11 protein-coding genes are annotated in these 16,992 nt (G+C 54.9%); 5 read left to right on the top strand and 6 right to left on the bottom strand.

Annotation, left to right across the window (positions count from 1 at the left end; translation table 11 throughout):
- Positions 1-6 precede the first annotated feature (6 nt).
- The 3 genes from FYZ48_RS16045 to FYZ48_RS16055 all read right to left on the bottom strand — a co-directional run bounded on the left by FYZ48_RS16045 (position 7) and on the right by FYZ48_RS16055 (position 5,587).
- Positions 7-405, bottom strand: a complete 399-nt coding sequence (locus tag FYZ48_RS16045) for a hypothetical protein (RefSeq protein WP_149342105.1) — start codon at positions 403-405, stop codon at positions 7-9.
- The gene (locus FYZ48_RS16050; RefSeq protein ID WP_149342107.1) at positions 402-4,847 is read right to left on the bottom strand and encodes a serine/threonine-protein kinase; all 4,446 of its coding nucleotides are present in this window, start codon (positions 4,845-4,847) and stop codon (positions 402-404) included. Before FYZ48_RS16050 ends, FYZ48_RS16045 begins: the two co-directional genes overlap by 4 nt.
- 167 nt (positions 4,848-5,014) lie before the next feature.
- Positions 5,015-5,587, bottom strand: a complete 573-nt coding sequence (locus FYZ48_RS16055) for an ECF-type sigma factor (RefSeq protein ID WP_145185938.1) — start codon at positions 5,585-5,587, stop codon at positions 5,015-5,017.
- Positions 5,588-5,782: 195 nt separating this feature from the next.
- Here FYZ48_RS16055 and FYZ48_RS16060 point away from each other — a divergent pair, with 195 nt between their 5' ends.
- Positions 5,783-6,541, top strand: a complete 759-nt coding sequence (locus tag FYZ48_RS16060; RefSeq protein ID WP_149342111.1) for a hypothetical protein — start codon at positions 5,783-5,785, stop codon at positions 6,539-6,541.
- A 42-nt stretch (positions 6,542-6,583) separates the two neighbouring features.
- On the opposite strand, the gene FYZ48_RS16065 is transcribed toward FYZ48_RS16060, so the two are convergent.
- The gene (locus FYZ48_RS16065) at positions 6,584-7,156 is read right to left on the bottom strand and encodes an alpha-ketoglutarate-dependent dioxygenase AlkB (protein WP_149342114.1); all 573 of its coding nucleotides are present in this window, start codon (positions 7,154-7,156) and stop codon (positions 6,584-6,586) included.
- Between the two features lie 212 nt (positions 7,157-7,368).
- Between FYZ48_RS16065 and FYZ48_RS16070 the strand changes: the two genes are divergently transcribed.
- Positions 7,369-8,172, top strand: a complete 804-nt coding sequence (locus FYZ48_RS16070) for a polysaccharide deacetylase family protein (protein ID WP_149342118.1) — start codon at positions 7,369-7,371, stop codon at positions 8,170-8,172.
- 1,024 nt (positions 8,173-9,196) lie between these two features.
- On the opposite strand, the gene FYZ48_RS16075 is transcribed toward FYZ48_RS16070, so the two are convergent.
- A complete protein-coding gene (locus FYZ48_RS16075; RefSeq protein WP_149342120.1) occupies positions 9,197-10,786 on the bottom strand; it encodes an arylsulfatase in 1,590 nt (529 codons plus the stop codon).
- 222 nt (positions 10,787-11,008) lie between these two features.
- Between FYZ48_RS16075 and FYZ48_RS16080 the strand changes: the two genes are divergently transcribed.
- Positions 11,009-12,106 carry a twin-arginine translocation signal domain-containing protein gene (locus FYZ48_RS16080; protein ID WP_149342122.1) on the top strand — a complete coding sequence of 366 codons (1,098 nt, stop codon included), beginning with the start codon at positions 11,009-11,011 and terminating at the stop codon, positions 12,104-12,106.
- Between the two features lie 69 nt (positions 12,107-12,175).
- Positions 12,176-14,098 (top strand): exo-alpha-sialidase, encoded by a 1,923-nt coding sequence (locus FYZ48_RS16085; RefSeq protein ID WP_242022685.1) that lies wholly within the window; start codon positions 12,176-12,178, stop codon positions 14,096-14,098.
- A gap of 52 nt (positions 14,099-14,150) precedes the next feature.
- Here FYZ48_RS16085 and FYZ48_RS16090 read toward each other — a convergent pair whose 3' ends face one another.
- The gene (locus FYZ48_RS16090) at positions 14,151-15,410 is read right to left on the bottom strand and encodes an outer membrane protein assembly factor BamB family protein (protein ID WP_149342125.1); all 1,260 of its coding nucleotides are present in this window, start codon (positions 15,408-15,410) and stop codon (positions 14,151-14,153) included.
- A 217-nt stretch (positions 15,411-15,627) separates the two neighbouring features.
- On the opposite strand from FYZ48_RS16090, the gene FYZ48_RS16095 reads away from it, so the two are divergent.
- A complete protein-coding gene (locus FYZ48_RS16095; RefSeq protein ID WP_149342127.1) occupies positions 15,628-16,896 on the top strand; it encodes a sialidase family protein in 1,269 nt (422 codons plus the stop codon).
- Positions 16,897-16,992 lie beyond the last annotated feature (96 nt).

A 16,992-nucleotide genomic window follows, 5' to 3' on the forward strand; every position in this document is an offset into this window, starting at 1 on the left:
AGCCGACTAGAGGGCTGTGAGTTCTTCGAGCAGGTTGATCTGAATCGACGGACAAATATTGATCCGCAGACAGTTCTCGCTTTCTTCTGTGAACTGGATGGAACTGACGGGGAGTTGTTTGTCCGGTGTCTGACTGAGCACCACATTTTTACCCCGCAAGGGAAAGTAATGATCTTCTAAGCCATCCTCTTCGAGCGTCATAAAGATCAACACGCCGTTTTTAATTTTGGCCCCTTGCACGCGCGTGAACAGCAGGGAGGATTTTCCAGGAGGGCGATCTGATATCTCGTTTCGCTGCTCTGTAGGAAGGGCGGTTCTGGCATCGGTGGGTTCCGCCAGAAACAGCACCGACAGGCTGAACAGAATCACGAAGATCGACGAGACGGTTGTGAGCAGATCTTTCATTTCACTCCCCCTCCCACAGGCTCGCTGCTTTTTTCAGTCGTTTGTGACTTTGCCTGTTGTCGCTGCTGAAATTCGGGGTCAACGAGCCGCCAGGTTTTCTCTGACTGGCCCGGAACGATCAGCTGTTTCCAGTCAGGCTGCTTGATATCGGAGAAAATATCTTCCAGTGACTTTAACTGGCTGCTGGACGGCTTATCCAACTCGATGACATTTCCGAAGATCTTAAGGAGAGTTGTTTCCGGAACATCGGGCTTGCCGTCTGCGAATGCTTGTAACAGTTCCTGGACTACTTTTGCCTGCTGCGCTGAAAAATCGAATTCCATACCGACGCCCTGCTTGGGATTCGGCCAGTGGAAGTAGAAGTGCTCGTCAGCGGCCCAGTCACGATGATTCGCGGCCAGCTTTTTGAAGTCGTAGTGCAGCGTTTTCTCGACCGATTGATCAGTGTTCACATTCACCTCTGAGTCAACATAGCGTGCAGACCGTCCATTGGTGGCCCAGCCGACGAGTTGCGTGCTGACCGTGACAGCGTACTCACCTGGCGTTACTTCGAAGGTACTCGCGCCGCGTTGCACGCGTTTCATAATCCGCGTGCCGGAATCGGCCTTGAGTGGGGCCAGATCGATACTCATACCCGGGTCTTTGCCAAAGAGGACGACCGTTTTGTACGGAGTTCGCGCGGCACGTGGCTTTGGCGCCTGGACTGGTTGTTGAAAGAGTGAGGACTGAGTTCCCGATTTATGTCCGGGAAACGCCTGCTGTTGAGACTGGGTGCGATTGTTTTCGAATGTGCCTCCGCCGAACGGGTTTGTGACTCTGCTACCGAATCCTCCACCCAAGCCACCACCGCCCATCGACTGAACAGGCTGGTTCAACTGCTGTTCTATCAGCCGCCAGGTCCCTGTGGTCTTGCCGGGAATGATCAGCGAATTCCAGGCGGGGTGCTGTCCGTTGTTGAAGATCGCTGCCAGCGTCTTAGGCGGTTCCGACTTATTGTTCTCCGCGGCGACCTTCAGCAGAGCCGACTCAGCGACATCCGGTTTCCCGTCTGCGTAGGCCTGTAACAGTTGCTGCACGACCAGGGCCTGGGGTAGAGAGAGCGTATAGATCTTGAGACTGTAGCGGTTCGTTTTCGCCCAGTGAAACTTGAAGAGCCCTCCTCGGGACCAGTCGGGGTGGTTTTCGGCCAGTTTCCTGTAATCCGGCTTGATTGTGACCGAGACGATTTCGCCCGGTTTGACTTCGACTTCTTTAAGATCGTACTGGGGTGTACTGTATTCCCCTTCCCAGCCCGCCAGCGTGCTAGCGACCCGGATCGTATATTTGCCTGCGGGCACTTCATGTGTCATGGGCTCCAGGGTGAAGAACCGTTCGGCAAAGCCGAGAGGCCCTGGAGATCTGAACTCACCAGACATGCCCATGCCCGACATATCCCCACCGCCCATCTCCATACCGCCCATCCCCATACCTGCCGCGTCCGATGAATATATGGTAAAGATACCGGCGCGAAGAAACGGTGTCTGCCCGCTGATGAGAATGGCTCCCGGGCCGCGGGGCTCTGGTGCTGCTGGTGTCGGTTTCTGTAAATTGCGCGTCATCGCGAGAATCTGACTTGTCAGGTCAACCAGTAAGGGTTCTCCCGGCTGTTTGTCGATCTTTTTCTTGAATTTGACGAGTTGTCCCGAGGCGGTGAAACTGACTTTAATATATTGCACGCCCGGTTCCACAATCAGTTCATAAGGCCAGGATTGAACCTGATAATAGCGGTCGGCTTCTACAACTACATTGCTGATGGGAGTTGTCCCACTGTATTCTAGAATGACCTTCTCATTAGCCGGATTCCTCAGTGTCGGCAGAAAGAGGCTGAGCAGCATCAGGCAGGCCACCAGGATCGTCACCCATTCCATGAAGACCCACGGATTCCTTTTCGCTGCGGCAGCTCCTTTACGACGAATAAAGTAAGCAGCGATGAGCATCACCGAGACCACGAGCAGATTCAGCCCCCAGTTCAAGATAAAGCCCTGTTCGGTCGGATTCAGGTGTCGCCAGATCTGTACCACCAGAATCGAGCTTAACAGCAGGAGGCTGCCGACCAGCACGCCGATGATGACCCGCTTATTGGAGCGCCGTTGCTCCTGGACAAACGGGTCACCGTCGGGGGCAGGCTGTTGCTCAGTTGTTCCTGCCGCACGTGCATCGCGCCGTTTCAGATAGCGGGCAATGTAGAGTAGAATTCCAACCGGACCGGCAAACAGACAGGCCAGCAGAAACAGACCATCCAGCACTTTTTCCGCACGCGAGTCCGGTTCGACCAGATTCTGTGCCCCACAGATCATGACCAGTAGCCCGACGGGCACAAAAAACAGGGATGAGACCAGGACCATCTCCGATACACTGTAGGTAAAATGCAGTCCGGTAGAGATGCCAAAGAGCCAGATCAGCAGGGGCAGGACCAGCAGGACGGCACCGACGCCGACCACAATCCGGTCGAACTGCGATCCCCGTTTTCCCTGCGAGGTCATGACCGTTTCGGGGATTTCCAACGCATCCTCTGCCGAAAGTCCCAGTCGTTTTTTGAGGTTCTGATCAAGCCAGAAACCGACGCTGAGGCAGAGTCCTCCCAGCACAGCGAGTACAATTACCGGAACCATCTGCCAGTCCTTGGAGATCGACATCATTGCAGGAATGAATCCCGTCGCCTCAGCCCAGTTCCAGAGCACCAGCAGCACCCAGATTCCGATCCCCATGATGGTAAACAGCCAGGCATCGCGTTGCTGCATCGCATTGAACTGGCCGGGCTCCAGTGACTGGTAAAAACGCCAGAGTTGATAGACGGCGAATCCACTGACACCGATCAGCGCGATCAGCGAAGCCAGCAGAACCTGGTACATATCGGGTTCCACGTTCAGCAAGGGGACCTTCGTGCGGACCATCAGGGTGAGCACGAATGACAGGAAGAGCGTCAGATTCAGCGAGGCGAGACAGAGAAACCAGGTCGTCGCCGGAAGCCGCCTTCCTTCGGTTCCCCGCACCAGATAGATGATAGTGGAGAACACCATGATCGCCACCAGCGTGCCGGAGACTTTGACGACTTTGTCCAGCAAATGGACTTCCTCAAGTTGCGAACCGGTTCTCATCAGCGAAAAGGCCAGGAAGATTCCGACACCGACTGCCAGCAGCATCCCCCCGACCAGATTGCCGGGAGTCTTATGCCTGAGCTCAGGTTCCAGGTCCGCGACTGTTTCCACGGACTGTGGTGCCTGAGGGTCTTCGATCTTTTCTCGTGGCGCGGGTCGTGTTGCGCGGGGCGGGCGGGCCTCGGGTGTGTATCCTGGATGCTGCAGGCGGGCGAGATGGGTGCCCAGCAGTTCGGCGATTTCGGCTGCGGTCTGAATGCGATGTTCGGGCTGCTTTTCCAGCAGGCATTCGATGATTTCGATCAACCACTCGGGGATGTCTTCGTTGACTTCCTGAATCGGTCGGGGTGTGTCATCACAGACGCGACGGACGACGGCGGCCAGGTTACTGGCCCGGAAGGGAGAGCGACCGGTACACATGGCATACATGACCGCGCCCAGGCTGAAGAGATCGCTGCGTTGATCGACGCGGTCGCCCGAGGCCTGCTCGGGGGACATGTACTGCGGCGTGCCTGAGACTTCGCCCGTTCTCGTGATCGTGACATCATCGACGGCGCGGGCCAGACCGAAATCGGTAATCTTGACCCGTTCCACCCCATTTTCCAGAAGTATGTTTGCGGGTTTGATATCGCGGTGAATCAATCCCTGTTTGTGAGCGGCGGCGAGCCCCTCGGCGATCTGATTGCCAATGCGGAGTATTTCGGTGACTTTGAGCGAGCCGACTTTGTCCAGTTTTTCCTGGAGCGACTGCCCGACCACGTATTCCATCACCAGGTAAGGGAGCGTCGCTTCGTCGACGGCATGAATAGTGACGATGTGCGGATGACTAACTGCAGCGGCGGCCTGCGCTTCTCTGAGGAAGCGTTTGCGGGCATTGGGATTAACGGCCAGGAGGGGGGACATCACCTTGATGGCGACGATCCGATTGAGTTTGGGATCCAGGGCCCGAAAGACGATGCCCATCCCCCCCTGCCCGATGACTTCCTGAACCTGGTAGTCTCCCAGGGTCCCTAACAGGTTCGGGTCGTCGGAAGGGGTAAGAAAATCGAGTGACAAAGGCTCTGCTGTGCCGGAACCGACAGGGGACTTCTCCAGGAAGCTGCCCGCATCGTCGTAGGCCAGGAGCAATGCTTCCACGCGACGACGTTGTTCGAGATCTGCGCCGCAGGTTTCATCCAGAAACTGGGCACGTTCTGCCGGGGTCTTCTTTTCGAGTGCCGCCAGGAAGAGGCCCTCAACCGACTGCGGGTTCACATTCTCGCGCGTGGGTTCCGGTTCCGGATTGTCAGCAGCAGGATCAGACATGAGACTGTTTTCTGTTAAACGTTTTGTCCCGGGAACCACGCCAGTTCCCTTCTATCAATCAATGCGACAGCACGGTGCCTGGCGCCTCATCCTCACGGTCAATAAAACGCGATTTTCTGCAGATTTAATGAAAGCGGGCCGACTTAGATTGCCCTAAGCTGCTGTAGTTAAACGAGTTGATCAGTATCGCCCCGCATCTGGTGATAGAGCCAGGCACGCGAATAAGCCCAGTGCCGGGCCGCGGTAGCCCGGGAGATGCCCAGCACATCCGCCGCTTCCTGTTCGCTGAGACCGGCGAAATAGCGGAGCTTCACGAGCTCTGCCTTCTGCGGGTCCTCTTCGGCGAAGAGCGTCAGCGCTTCATCGAGGGCCAGCAGATCATCGGGTTGTTCGAGGGCCGGAGCTGAGATTTCAGGGAGATCGACACGCTCGTGGTCGCCGCCGTGCTTGAGGCGTTTTTTGCGTCGCGCATTTTCGATTAATATCCGCCGCATCGACTCAGCCGCTGCTGCGAAGAAATGGCCCCGGTGATCCCACTCCTGTTCCGCGGACTGTCCGACCAGACGCAGGTAGGCTTCATGGACCAGCGCGGTTGCGGTTAAGGTCTGTCCGGGTGCTTCGTGCGCGAGCTTCTGTCGTGCCAGTCGCTGGAGTTCAGCATAGACGACAGGCAGCAATTGATCTGTGGCTGCCAGGTCTCCTGCTTCCAGGGCCTGTAAGATGTGTGTGATATCCTGCATGCGTTGAGCTCGTACGCGATTAAGATTCGTTCGACTGATTAATAGAAATGTTGCTATCCGCCAGTGTAACCTGTGGGACCGCCGATGCAAATCAGAATTGTGTTTCCCAGCAGTGTATCGATCCGTTAACATGGAAGCGGATTGACAGTTGTTGTCTTCCGGGAAGCCATGTTCCCTCAGAGAAAGTTCCGAACCATGCTGCGTGCTCTCCGAGATTTCATCTGGTGCCTGCTGATCCTGGGGCTGGTTGCTCAACAGGGGCAGTCAGTGCAGGCAGCTGAATGGGGAAGTCTATCAGGCAAGTTTGTCTATTCCGGCCCCCCTGTGAAACAACAAAAGACTCCGTCCCCCAAGCCTCCGTCACTGGTCGTCGGACCGCAGGGAGGCATCAAGAATATCTTTGTGTATTTAAAGGAACGGAATTTCAAACCGGAACGGATTCACCCTGACTTTCGAAAACTGCCGAATCTGGTGGTGATTGCACATCGAAACCAGCGTTTCGAACCGCATGCTGCCGCCCTGTGGCAACCACATCAGAAGCTGGTAATCTCCAATCAATCACCCCGCGTGCACGTAACGCAATTATTTCCACTCAAAAATCAACGTCCGGATATAGCTGCCATTGGTCCGGGGCGTAAAGAAACCATTCCGTTTGAATACCCGGAACTACTTCCCATCCAAATCAAATGTGATATTCACCCCTTTGAAACCGGTTACCTGCTGGTTCTAGACCATCCGTACGTGTCTATCTCCGATGAAACCGGGACATTCCAGATTAAGAATCTGCCCGTCGGGGACTGGGAGTTTCGCGTCTGGCACGAGCAGGCCGGACATCTGGCAGCCCGGGAAGACTGGCAGAATGGGCGGATCAAGATCCAGATTAAGCCGGGTGAGAATGACCTGGGAGTGATCAAGGTTTCTCCCGAGATGCTTGAGCAGAAGACAGCCAAGTAATAACGGGTGTCTCCATTTCAGTATCTGTTTGAGATGTTGAAATCAGTCTTTCTTGACCAGACGGAACGTCAGCGAGATGCGACGTGCGCGGGGGACGCGTTTACCGTCGATCAGATCTGATTTGCGAGCGGCGATGCCGTGCTTCCATTTATAGCGGGCGGTATCGCTGAAAACGAGCAGGCTGCGAGCCGTCAATGTCTGGCTGATCTTTGTCTGGTCGGCGAGGCTGATGAAATCCATGCCGACATGCGAACCCAGGCTGATGCTGGCAATCTGTGGGCCGAAGCAGGGAACGCAGTCTACGTGCGCGGCGATTCCCTGGCCAGGTTCGTATTCATTGATGATCAGTTGGTCGGGCTCTGTTTTCAGATATCCTTCATCGGTCAGGCGTTTTGCGAGTTCGCCCAAGGGACCGGGAAGTGCTCCCAGAAAGAGGGCTGCGTCGATATCTCGGGCGGTATAATCGTAGCGATAACCGTAATGCTGGACCCGCCTCCGGAGCGTGGTATCCCAGGGCTGCTGATCGATCCAGGTGATCAACGCTGCCTCTTCCGCTTCTGAGAGATAGTTTTCTTTTAATTGAAAGCCTGCGACTTCGCTGATTGTGCTCGACATTCTGCTCCACTCCCGATTGATTCTGGCTTCTGGTTTCCGTCTTCCGTGCTGCATCCACAGCGGAGGTGTAAGGTGTCGCATGAGCGATGCGATTTCAAATCCAGTTCGATGAAATTACTGAAAAAATGAACAATTTGATCCTCGAAAGAGGGGCCAGCAGCCTTTAAGATGGATAACTGTTTTATTCACATACATTTACAACGAGCCCTCATATGCGAATTCTCCTTCCCCTGCTCTGCCTGCTGCTGTTTGGGTCGATTTCACCGGCGGCGGAGAATGGTTCTGCATTAGAAACGAAGACAGTCCCCAAGGTACTCCCTAAGGCAGGAGTGATTCTGACGTTTGACGACCGGAATATGAATCAGTGGGTCAAACAGATTCCGTTATTTCAGAAGTACAATGCGCGGGTGACCTTCTTTGTCGATCACTTTCATACATTGACGCCGCAGCAGATTGATGCGTTGAAACAGCTCAAAGCGGCCGGACATACGATTGGCTGTCACGGGGCCAGGCATCGCAAGGCGGTCGACTATGTGCGTGAGCATGGCATGGCGCGTTATCTCGACGATGAAATTGAACCGGCGGTGAAACGGATGACCGACGCCGGCTTTCCGCCGACCTGCTTTGCTTATCCCAGTAGTTCGCGGAATGCCGAGATTGATCAGGCCCTGCTGAAAACGTTTCGTCATTTGCGGGGCGGGACCGGGTTACCTGCGGGACAGCGGATGCGGGATCTGAAAGCGATATATGTGCCGGTTGATCAGATTGCCGACCGCGGTTGTCTGATCGGTACGGGCATCGATTACGCGGGGACGGAGAAGCGGCCCGATTACCTGGTGGAGATCAAAGACGCGATGGATCATGCTAAACAGCGGGGGGAGATTGTTGTCTTTTATGCGCACAACATCAGTGACAAGGGGCCCGGGCATCATCTGCAACCACGGGTTCTGGAGGCGATTCTGGCACATGCACAGCAGATCGGTTTGGCGACGCTGACTTATGATGATCTGCCTTGAAGTTGGTGATCGCAGTTGAATGGATTTGAGTTTAACAGTTGAGGTTTGTCGCTCGTCCAGCGCACGCTTGCTTTGAGACCTCTTGTTGTCTTTGACAACCTCGAATTTCATTCGAGGCCACCCGGTGATTTTCTTTTACTGGTGAGGGAATATGCGCTGGTTATTCTTGCCCTGGCTCTGGGTGCGCCGATCTGTATGATTTTCTGGATTTTGGACGGCTATAAACGGTCATGAGCAACGGAGACTCGATCGTATTTTATTTGCTGCGCCAGAATATTTTCGGGAGGACACATGGGTCCTCCCCTACAGATTTAATACATTTCCAATGAGTCGAGGAATTCGTTATGGATATGGTGCCTGCGATTATGATTGATGGCTTTGATTTTGCTGAACGGCGTCGGGGAGTCAAGACAGAATTTTGTCCCAATGTGGCCGGATTTTGTCCTGCTGTGTCCGGGAATTTGTCCTGGTATGGCCGGTTTCTGTCCTGCTGTGCCCTGAGTCAAAAGTGGATTCAGGTAACAGGTGCGGGATGTTTCCGTGAACAGGAGGTGAAAATCGATGGTTTTTCAGGTGGATGTGGGGCACTGGTGCGTTTTGTTGCCTGGTGTCGCTTTCCCGTCTCGCGCGCGAGCCAGATTGGGAACAGGATACGGGGAGGCAGGAGCCGATCAAGGTGAGTTTATTCAGTTGTTGGTGGGGGAAGTTCATTATGGGGTTGAGAGTTTTCTGAGGCAGTTCGGATTGTTGCTCTGTCAGTTTCCTGCTCGCGTTGCTCGCCCCGAATTACATTCGGGGTTACCCAATGGAGGTGGTGTTTGATGGAAGGGATGGAAGAGTTGAATGTGGATTGTCTGTTTGGTCTGAGACCTCCAGTTGCCTGCGGTAATCCCGGTGGGGCGTGGGATGGGTGCTGTTCCTGTTCACGCCAGCGAAGTCTTGCTCAAGTACCGGTGGCTATTGCCATTCCGCTCAGGAGAGTGATTGTAATATGATCTCCCATCATTCCGGATTGCCAGCTCAACTATTTTGCCTTGATGTTCAACTCCACTTTGTTGGCCCAGGTGAACCAGTCTTGTGCCATCTGCTGGACGCGTTCGGGGTGCTGATCCGCGAGGTTGTTGGTTTCGCAGCGGTCGGCACTGATGTCGTAGAGTTCCCATTGCTTGACGCCTTTGTCCCAGACCAGCTTCCAGGGTCCCTGTCTGAGTGCGCGGTTGCCGGACCAGTACCAGGCCAGCGAATCGTGCAGTGTTTTCTGCTCCCCTGCGAGCAGGCTGAGCATACTGGTGCCTTCCAGGGGAAGCAGTTCGTGTCCCTGGTAAGACTCGGGGTACTCGGTCTGAGCGACTTCCAGAAAGGTGGGCAGAAGATCGATGATATGCGCGGGGCTGCGATTGATGCTGTTCGCGGGGACTTTGCCGGGCCACCAGGCGATACAGGGAGTGGAGATGCCCCCTTCGTGAACCCAGGACTTATATCTGCGGAAGGGGGAATTCTGAGCCCAGCCCCAGGCGGGACCGACGGCTACGTAATCGTCTTTCGGGCCGGGATGTCGGACGTTGGGATCGCGTCCTCCCGGTTCTTCACTGCAGCCGCCGTTATCGGAAAGGAACACGATCAGTGTATTGTCGAGTTGTCCGGTTTCCTTCAGTGTCTCCTTGATGCGGCCGATGTTCTGATCCATGCAGTCGATCATCGCGGCATAGACGGCCATCCGCAGATCTTCGAAATCCTGGTTCGCAGTCTCCCAGTCATAGCTGCGACTGTCACCCTCGGAAAGCGACCAGTTCTCGCCGGCAATGCCGAGTTCCTGCAGACGTTCCCAGCGGTTCTTACGCAGCTGGTTCCAGCCCATTTTGAATTTTCCGACGTACTTTCGGATGTCTTCTGGTTTGGCGTGCAGAGGGTAGTGGGGCGCGGTGTAACAGAGGTGAATAAAGAACGGTTGCTCATTCTGACTATAGTTGCGAATCATGCCCAGGGTGTGGTCGGTGAAGGCATCGGTGGTGTAATAGCCGTCTTTGAATTCGGTGACCGCTTTGTCATCCTGACCGAAACTGCGGATCCCCGCTTTTTTATACGGCGGGTCGGAGATGGTCGGGTCGAAAAAATTACAACAGCCATCAAGCACGCCGTAATACGAGTCGAAGCCACGGAAATAGGGATGCGTCGTTTTGTCGTAGCGGTCGAGCCAGCCTCCCGTGACTTTGCTCTTGGCGTAACCTTTGGTCTTCATCAGGTGCCATTTGCCGCTCAGGCCGGTCTGGTAGCCGGCGACTTTCATCGCTTCGCCCAGCGTGACCATGTTCTGCCTGAGGTGTCCCCCTTTACCGAAGCGAGGATAGAGGCCGGTCAGAATCGAGGCGCGGGTCGTGGTGCATTTGGCGTTGTTATAAAACTGTGTGAACCGCATGCCTTCCCGGGCGAGCTGGTTCAGATGAGGCGTATCGACTTCGCCTCCGTAACAGCCGATATCCGAAAAGCCCATGTCGTCGCACATGATCAGAATGATATTCGGTCGTTTGGCGGCCTCGACTGCGCCGGCAGAAAACAAGAGTGCCAGCAGCGACAGACAGACGGTGAGATAACGAAGGGAGCGCGGATGGACCATGGAGGCAAGTCTTCTATTAAAGGAGATAAATCGATCGGATTCAGGACTTATTGTAAGGAGCCGCGGAAGCAGACTCAACCAGAGATTCAGCGTGCCGGAAAGCCTTCGCAAGAAATGCGGGAACCGGCGGGTTCCGAATTGATCTGGGTTCTACCACCGGGTACATTTAATAAACCCCATTGCCGAATTCCTTTCTTTCCAGCGCAGCACGGGAACCTGTAAATGCCAGCTTCAAATCAGACACGTCGCGACTTTCTTAAAACCACCGCAGCCGGTACGACGGCTGCTTTGTTCGGAGCCCCTGCAATTCACGCCGATTCCAAAACGGATTCGCGGATCGTACTTGGTACGGGCGATTACCAATATGAGGTGACCCACGACTGGGCCAGGCTCCCTTCGAAATTCACCTGGCAGACCACACATAACGTCGCCATCGACAGGGATGGCTTCGTCTACGTGATCCATGAAGGACGGGCGGACCAGAAAGATCATCCTTCCATCTTCGTGTTTGACCCCAAAGGGAAATTCGTGCGTGCGTTCGGTAACCAGTTCCAGGGGGGCGGGCATGGACTGGAAGTCCGCCAGGAAGGGAATGAACAGTTTCTGTACGTGACCGGGTATCAGCATCTGAAAACCTTTGCCAAGCTCGATCTCAAGGGGGAAACGGTCTGGCAGAAATACGCACCGATGGTGTCGGGGTTTTATGCTTCCGGGGAAGCAACGCGTCCCGAGAAGGTCTGGGGCCGGGACCGATTTCTGCCGACGAATTTTGCGTTCCATCCGGATGGGGGCTTCTTCCTGGCCGATGGATACGGGGCGTACCAGATTCATCGCTTCAGTAAAGACGATAAATGGCTGTCCGCATTTGGGGGACAGGGAAAAGAGGACGGTAAGTTCAATCTGCCCCACGGCCTGTGGATAGATGATCGGCCGGGCCGCGAGGCTTCCGTGGTCGTCGCGGATCGGGCGAACGCACGTCTGCAATGGTTCACGCTGGATGGCAAACACCTGGAAACGATGACCGGCTTCATTCTGCCTGCGAATCTCGATACCTACAATGATCTGCTGCTGGTACCCGACCTGGCGTCCCGTATTACGCTGCTGGATGGCAAGAATAAAGTCATCGCACACCTGGGACAGGATCCGGACTGGGCCAAAGCGATGAAGAGTGCCAAGCCACGAATGCGGGAGACTCCCGAGAAATGGCAGGCGGGTCGCTTCGTGCATCCACATGATGCCTGTTTTGATCAGGACGGCAACATCTTCGTTGCAGAATGGGTGGCCACTGGCCGGATCAGTAAACTGAAACACCTTGGATAGTCTGTTAATCAAAAACTCCTACTTACAGTAAGCGCATGTTATCTCTCTCCTCGAAATAGAAATCACACCATGATTAAACGTACCCTCCTGCTGTTGACGCTTGTTTTCACTCTCAGTTCCTTCGCGCTGGCGGACGCCGGTTCTCCGCAACCGAAAATCAAGCTCAGTCCGGAAACGGAAAAGAAATGCCTGGCCGTACTGCGTGAAGCGATTCAGAGTGATGAGTTCTGGCCTTCGATGCACGCTGCCGAGGCGCTGACTCTCGCCGGCAAGGGAGCGGAAGTCCGCAAGATTGTGGAGCCGAAGCTGAAGACCGACAAAGACGACCAGCATCGCTGCGGTCTGGCCCGGGAACTGGTGCGGGCGGGAGACCGTTCAAAAGCGGCCATCATGTTTCAGATCCTGGCCGGTAAGAATCCTTACGGACACGTGCATGCCTGCGAGTCGCTTTACAAAGTCAACGAACTGGGTGATGGGACGCTGATTCGGGAGGCGATGAAATCCGAGGATCCGAAGAAAGCGATGATGGCCGCCGCCCTGCTCTGTCGCTGGGGGAATCCTGAGGGTTTCCAGGTCGTTCGCAAATATCTGGAAGATCCCGATGTCAAGCTGGCGAGTATCGCCGCCTGGATCATTGCCCGGGTGGGAGACAAGCAGGATATCCCGGCTCTCAAAGCCAACCTGAAGCGGACCGACGATGCGTTTACCCGCTGCTATTTCGAATGTGCCCTGGCGATGCTGGGTGATGCCGAAGGGCTGGCAGCGGTCAAGCGGAACCTCTCCAGTGAGGATGCCGCGGTGAAGACGTACTCGGCCATCTTCGCGGGCGAAGCGGGTGCGAGCAATCTCAAAGACAAGTTGATTAAACAGCTGGATGATGAGACTCTGGATGCACGCGTGCGGGCAGCCCAGGCACTGATCGTGCTGGCAAAGGTTGAGCCACCGAAAGACGAGATAATCGTCACCGACGTGTATGAAGCTTCGAAAGAGTACCCCCGCTACAGTGAAGGATCGATCCTGCCTTTAAACGATGGTTCGCTGCTCTTCGCGACGACACAGTTTATCGGCAGCGGTTCCGATTTCGCGACTGCCCGGATCATTGCGAAAAAGTCGACCGACGGGGGACGCACCTGGAGCAAACCACGCGTCCTGCAGGAAAATACAGGGAAGAAGAACGTCATGTCGGCCACGCTGCGTTACCTGGCGGGCCCCGAGCATGAACAGCGACCGATTGGTCTGTTCTACCTGAAAAAGAATACGCTGTCGGATTTAAAGGCGTACCTTAAGATTTCGAATGACAACGGGAAGACGTTCGGCCCGCCGACCGAGATTACGACTCCCCCCGGATATCACGTGATGAATAACGACCGGATTACGATTCTCTCCACTGGACGCTGGCTGGCTCCGGTCGCTTCGACAGCCGACGTACATAAAGAGAATCATTTCGTCTGCACCTGTTTCATCTCAGATGACCAGGGGAAGAGCTGGCGACAGTCGAAGGGGAAAGTTGATTACGCCCGTCGCGGAGCGATGGAGCCGGAAGTATTTGAGCTAAAGGACGGCAGGGTGCTGATGATCTTCCGCACGCAGTTCGGGCATATCGGCTCGAGCGTGTCTGGTGACGGCGGTAATACCTGGAGCACTCCTGCTTCGTGGGGCGTTCGTGCTCCTGAAGCGCCGGCGACACTGCGACGGGTACCTTCCACAGGCGATTTGATGTTGATCTGGAACGACAACTACGATCCGAATGCCAAGAGTCACGGAGGAACGCGATCGCCGCTGACTGTTGCTATCAGCGATAATGAGGGGCATTCATGGAAAATCAAACGGAATCTGGAGACAGAAACCGACCACGGCTATTCCTACATCAGCCTGATCTTTTACCAGGGACGGGCGATTATGGGTTATTACGTCAGCGATCCCGACCGCAAGATTTCGTCCCGCTTCCGTTCGATTCCACTGGCCTGGTTTTACGAGGAGACAGCCGACTAACGTAACACGGTATCCCCGTCACTCAGCACCGGTGACGGGGATCGTGATTTGCTTACTTTCTGCCGAGGCAGTAGAGCATTTCCTGTCGTTTGCCGTCGATTTCTTCAGTCACCCGCATGAAGATGCGACTGTCGACGATGGTGGGGGTCGCGAAGACTTCAGTGCCGAGTTTGTTTTCGGAGATCATGACGAACTTATCGGGGTTGGCACGAAAGATATAGGTCTCGCCGGCTTCGTTCGTAACATAGATTCGCGTGCCGACCAGAACGGGTGAAGAACTGAATGTTCCGCCCAGACGGCCTTTCCAGCGTTCTTTGCCGGTTTTGATATCCCAGCAGATCGCGACGCCGTTGTCGGTCACGGAATAGATATATTCGTCTTTCACGAGCATGGAGGGAACGTAGACACGAGTGCTGTTCTCCCAGACGACTTCGCCGGAGCCATCGGCTTTGACGGCGGACATGTGATTTTTGGGATAACCGCCGCTGGTGAGAATGAGTTCGCCATTGGAAACAGTTGAGGTGACACATTCGGTGGTCGCCCCGTCGATTTCCCAGAGGATCTTCCCGGTCAGTGGATTCATGCCGGTGACCAGGTTGCAGCCGGTCATGAGTAACTGCTCTTTACCGGCGACGTTCAGGATGATCGGCGACGGATAATTCGGCGTTTTGGGGCGTTCATTTTTCCAGACGATTTTACCATCGGTACGGTTCAGGCCGGCGATCGCACCGCCGCCTTTGTTGTCGGCAGAGACGATTACCAGCGGTCCGTAAATCGCAGGAGAGGAACCGTAGCCCTGGTGAATGATATAATCGGTAATCTTCGTCTGCCAGAGCTGTTTGCCATCCAGGGAGAGTGCCGTGGTGTAAGCGGCGCCATTGTTGATGAAGTTAATGAAGACCCGCTCGCCGTCACAGGCGACGGTCGAGGAGGCATGTGTTGATTTCTTGTTCCCCTTGGTGCTGAGCCCCCCTTTGAAGACGTCCGTCTTCCAGAGTTGTTTGCCTGTCTGGCGATCGTAGCAGAGCACGAACTGCGTTTCCTGTTCGGTATCAGCCGAGGCGAGGAAGACCTGGTTGTTATAGACGGTAGGTGACCCATAGCCTCTGCCGGGGACGGTTGATTTCCAGATTACGTTTTCCGTGGCGCTCCATTTCACCGGCGGATTCTGGCTGGCGCTGGCGACACCATTGCGGTGCAGACCACGCCACCAGGGCCAGTCGCTGGCTTGGAACTGGGGCAGATCAGCGGCGGAGAGGATCGCAGACGGACATAACAACAGCGTCAGACAGACCAGCAGAGTTCGAGACATCAGGATGCTTTCTTCGGGTATGAATGTCGGAGAGACGGAATCGATTCAGCTGAACCGACGGGCAAGAAATCAGTCATTCATTGTAAACCGTCTGAGGCAGACCGCAAGTAAAGTCTGCAGAATCTGAAGTTTGCTGTCTGACAGCCCGCCGGTTATCATGAAACGACCATCACTGATGATCAGGTTCTGCCACACTCTTTCAAACCAGGATAACACCATGCGAATCTTCTCCCCTGCTCTCTGGCTGCTGATGCTCTGCTGCTCTGTCTCAACGATTCAAGCGGGAGATCCGAAACTTCCCGAGCAGGATTCGCCGGACTTTCAGATTCAACTGAGCAGAGCCACCAAAGGGTATGATGGGAAGACCTGCTGGGTACATGCGCGAGCGGGTGCGATTCCCGTTGACGCACCGGGGAACCCGCATAAACTTCCGATCGTTGTCATGACGATGCAGAAGCTGCTGTTGACTGGAAGCGATGTCTTCTACGCGTTGAATTCCATGCGAACCGAAAATCTGGGTCAAACCTGGGAGGGTCCGTTCGAACAGAGGAACCTGGGGCGACACGATCTGGCCGATGGAGGCGAGGTCGTCGTTTCTGACTTCTGGCCGCAGTGGCATGCCAAATCAAAGACGCTGCTGGGCATCGGTCATACAGTTCGTTATTACAATAACCGCATTGATCACAAGAAAAATATCCGCGTGTCTTCATATGCGACTTATGATCCTGTCAAGAATGTCTGGTCGGACTGGCAGTCCCTCAAACTTCCGGAGGGCCCTGAGTTTGCCAGCAGCGGTGCCGGTTCGGTTCAGCGATATGATCTCCCCAATGGGGATATCCTGCTGCCGGTCTATTACAAACGTCCTGAGAAGAAGCGTTCGGATGTGATGGTGCTCCGCTGTCGCTTTGATGGTAAGACACTGCAATACATTGAACACGGAAACGAGCTCTCGATTGATGTCAAACGGGGCTATGCAGAACCTTCGATTACAAAATTTGGAGACTGGTTTTACCTGACGCTCCGCAATGATGACGCCGCTTATGTCACCCGCAGCAAGGACGGACTGCATTTCGAACCGCCGCGGAAATGGACGTTTGAAGATGGTACTGACCTGGGCAGTTACAACACGCAGGCGCACTGGGTGACGCACTCTGGTGGTCTGTACCTGGTCTATACGCGACGCGGCGCGAACAACGACCATGTGATACGACATCGGGCTCCGTTGTTCATCGGACGCGTCAATCCGGAGAAGATGGCCGTCATTCGCGACTCTGAGTGTATCCTGGTTCCCGAGCGGGGCGCCCGCCTGGGTAACTTCGGTGTGGTGGATGTGAATGAAAATGAGACCTGGGTGATTGTCACCGAATGGATGCAACGCTTCGGCCCCGATTATGTCATGCCCGTCGACAACAAGTACGGCGCTGATAACAGTGTTTACGTTTCGAAGATTCTGTGGAAGAAGCCGAACCGGTTGATGAAGAAATAATTTAACTCAAGGAAAACGAGAGACGGAAATCGAAATTTACTTGCACCCGAATTCCGGTTTGCTAACTTGGTGAACAGATCCGTATTCGAGAGGCAC

The organism is Gimesia chilikensis, from assembly GCF_008329715.1.
GTDB lineage: Bacteria > Planctomycetota > Planctomycetia > Planctomycetales > Planctomycetaceae > Gimesia > Gimesia chilikensis.

Coding starts and splice junctions, on each gene's coding strand:
- FYZ48_RS16045 (WP_149342105.1), bottom strand. CDS start 405: ATGAAAGATCTGCTCACAACCGTCTCGTCGATCTTCGTGATTCTGTTC.
- FYZ48_RS16095 (WP_149342127.1), top strand. CDS start 15,628: ATGCGAATCTTCTCCCCTGCTCTCTGGCTGCTGATGCTCTGCTGCTCT.
- FYZ48_RS16080 (WP_149342122.1), top strand. CDS start 11,009: ATGCCAGCTTCAAATCAGACACGTCGCGACTTTCTTAAAACCACCGCA.
- FYZ48_RS16050 (WP_149342107.1), bottom strand. CDS start 4,847: ATGTCTGATCCTGCTGCTGACAATCCGGAACCGGAACCCACGCGCGAG.
- FYZ48_RS16075 (WP_149342120.1), bottom strand. CDS start 10,786: ATGGTCCATCCGCGCTCCCTTCGTTATCTCACCGTCTGTCTGTCGCTG.
- FYZ48_RS16085 (WP_242022685.1), top strand. CDS start 12,176: ATGATTAAACGTACCCTCCTGCTGTTGACGCTTGTTTTCACTCTCAGT.
- FYZ48_RS16090 (WP_149342125.1), bottom strand. CDS start 15,410: ATGTCTCGAACTCTGCTGGTCTGTCTGACGCTGTTGTTATGTCCGTCT.
- FYZ48_RS16060 (WP_149342111.1), top strand. CDS start 5,783: ATGCTGCGTGCTCTCCGAGATTTCATCTGGTGCCTGCTGATCCTGGGG.
- FYZ48_RS16055 (WP_145185938.1), bottom strand. CDS start 5,587: ATGCAGGATATCACACACATCTTACAGGCCCTGGAAGCAGGAGACCTG.
- FYZ48_RS16065 (WP_149342114.1), bottom strand. CDS start 7,156: ATGTCGAGCACAATCAGCGAAGTCGCAGGCTTTCAATTAAAAGAAAAC.
- FYZ48_RS16070 (WP_149342118.1), top strand. CDS start 7,369: ATGCGAATTCTCCTTCCCCTGCTCTGCCTGCTGCTGTTTGGGTCGATT.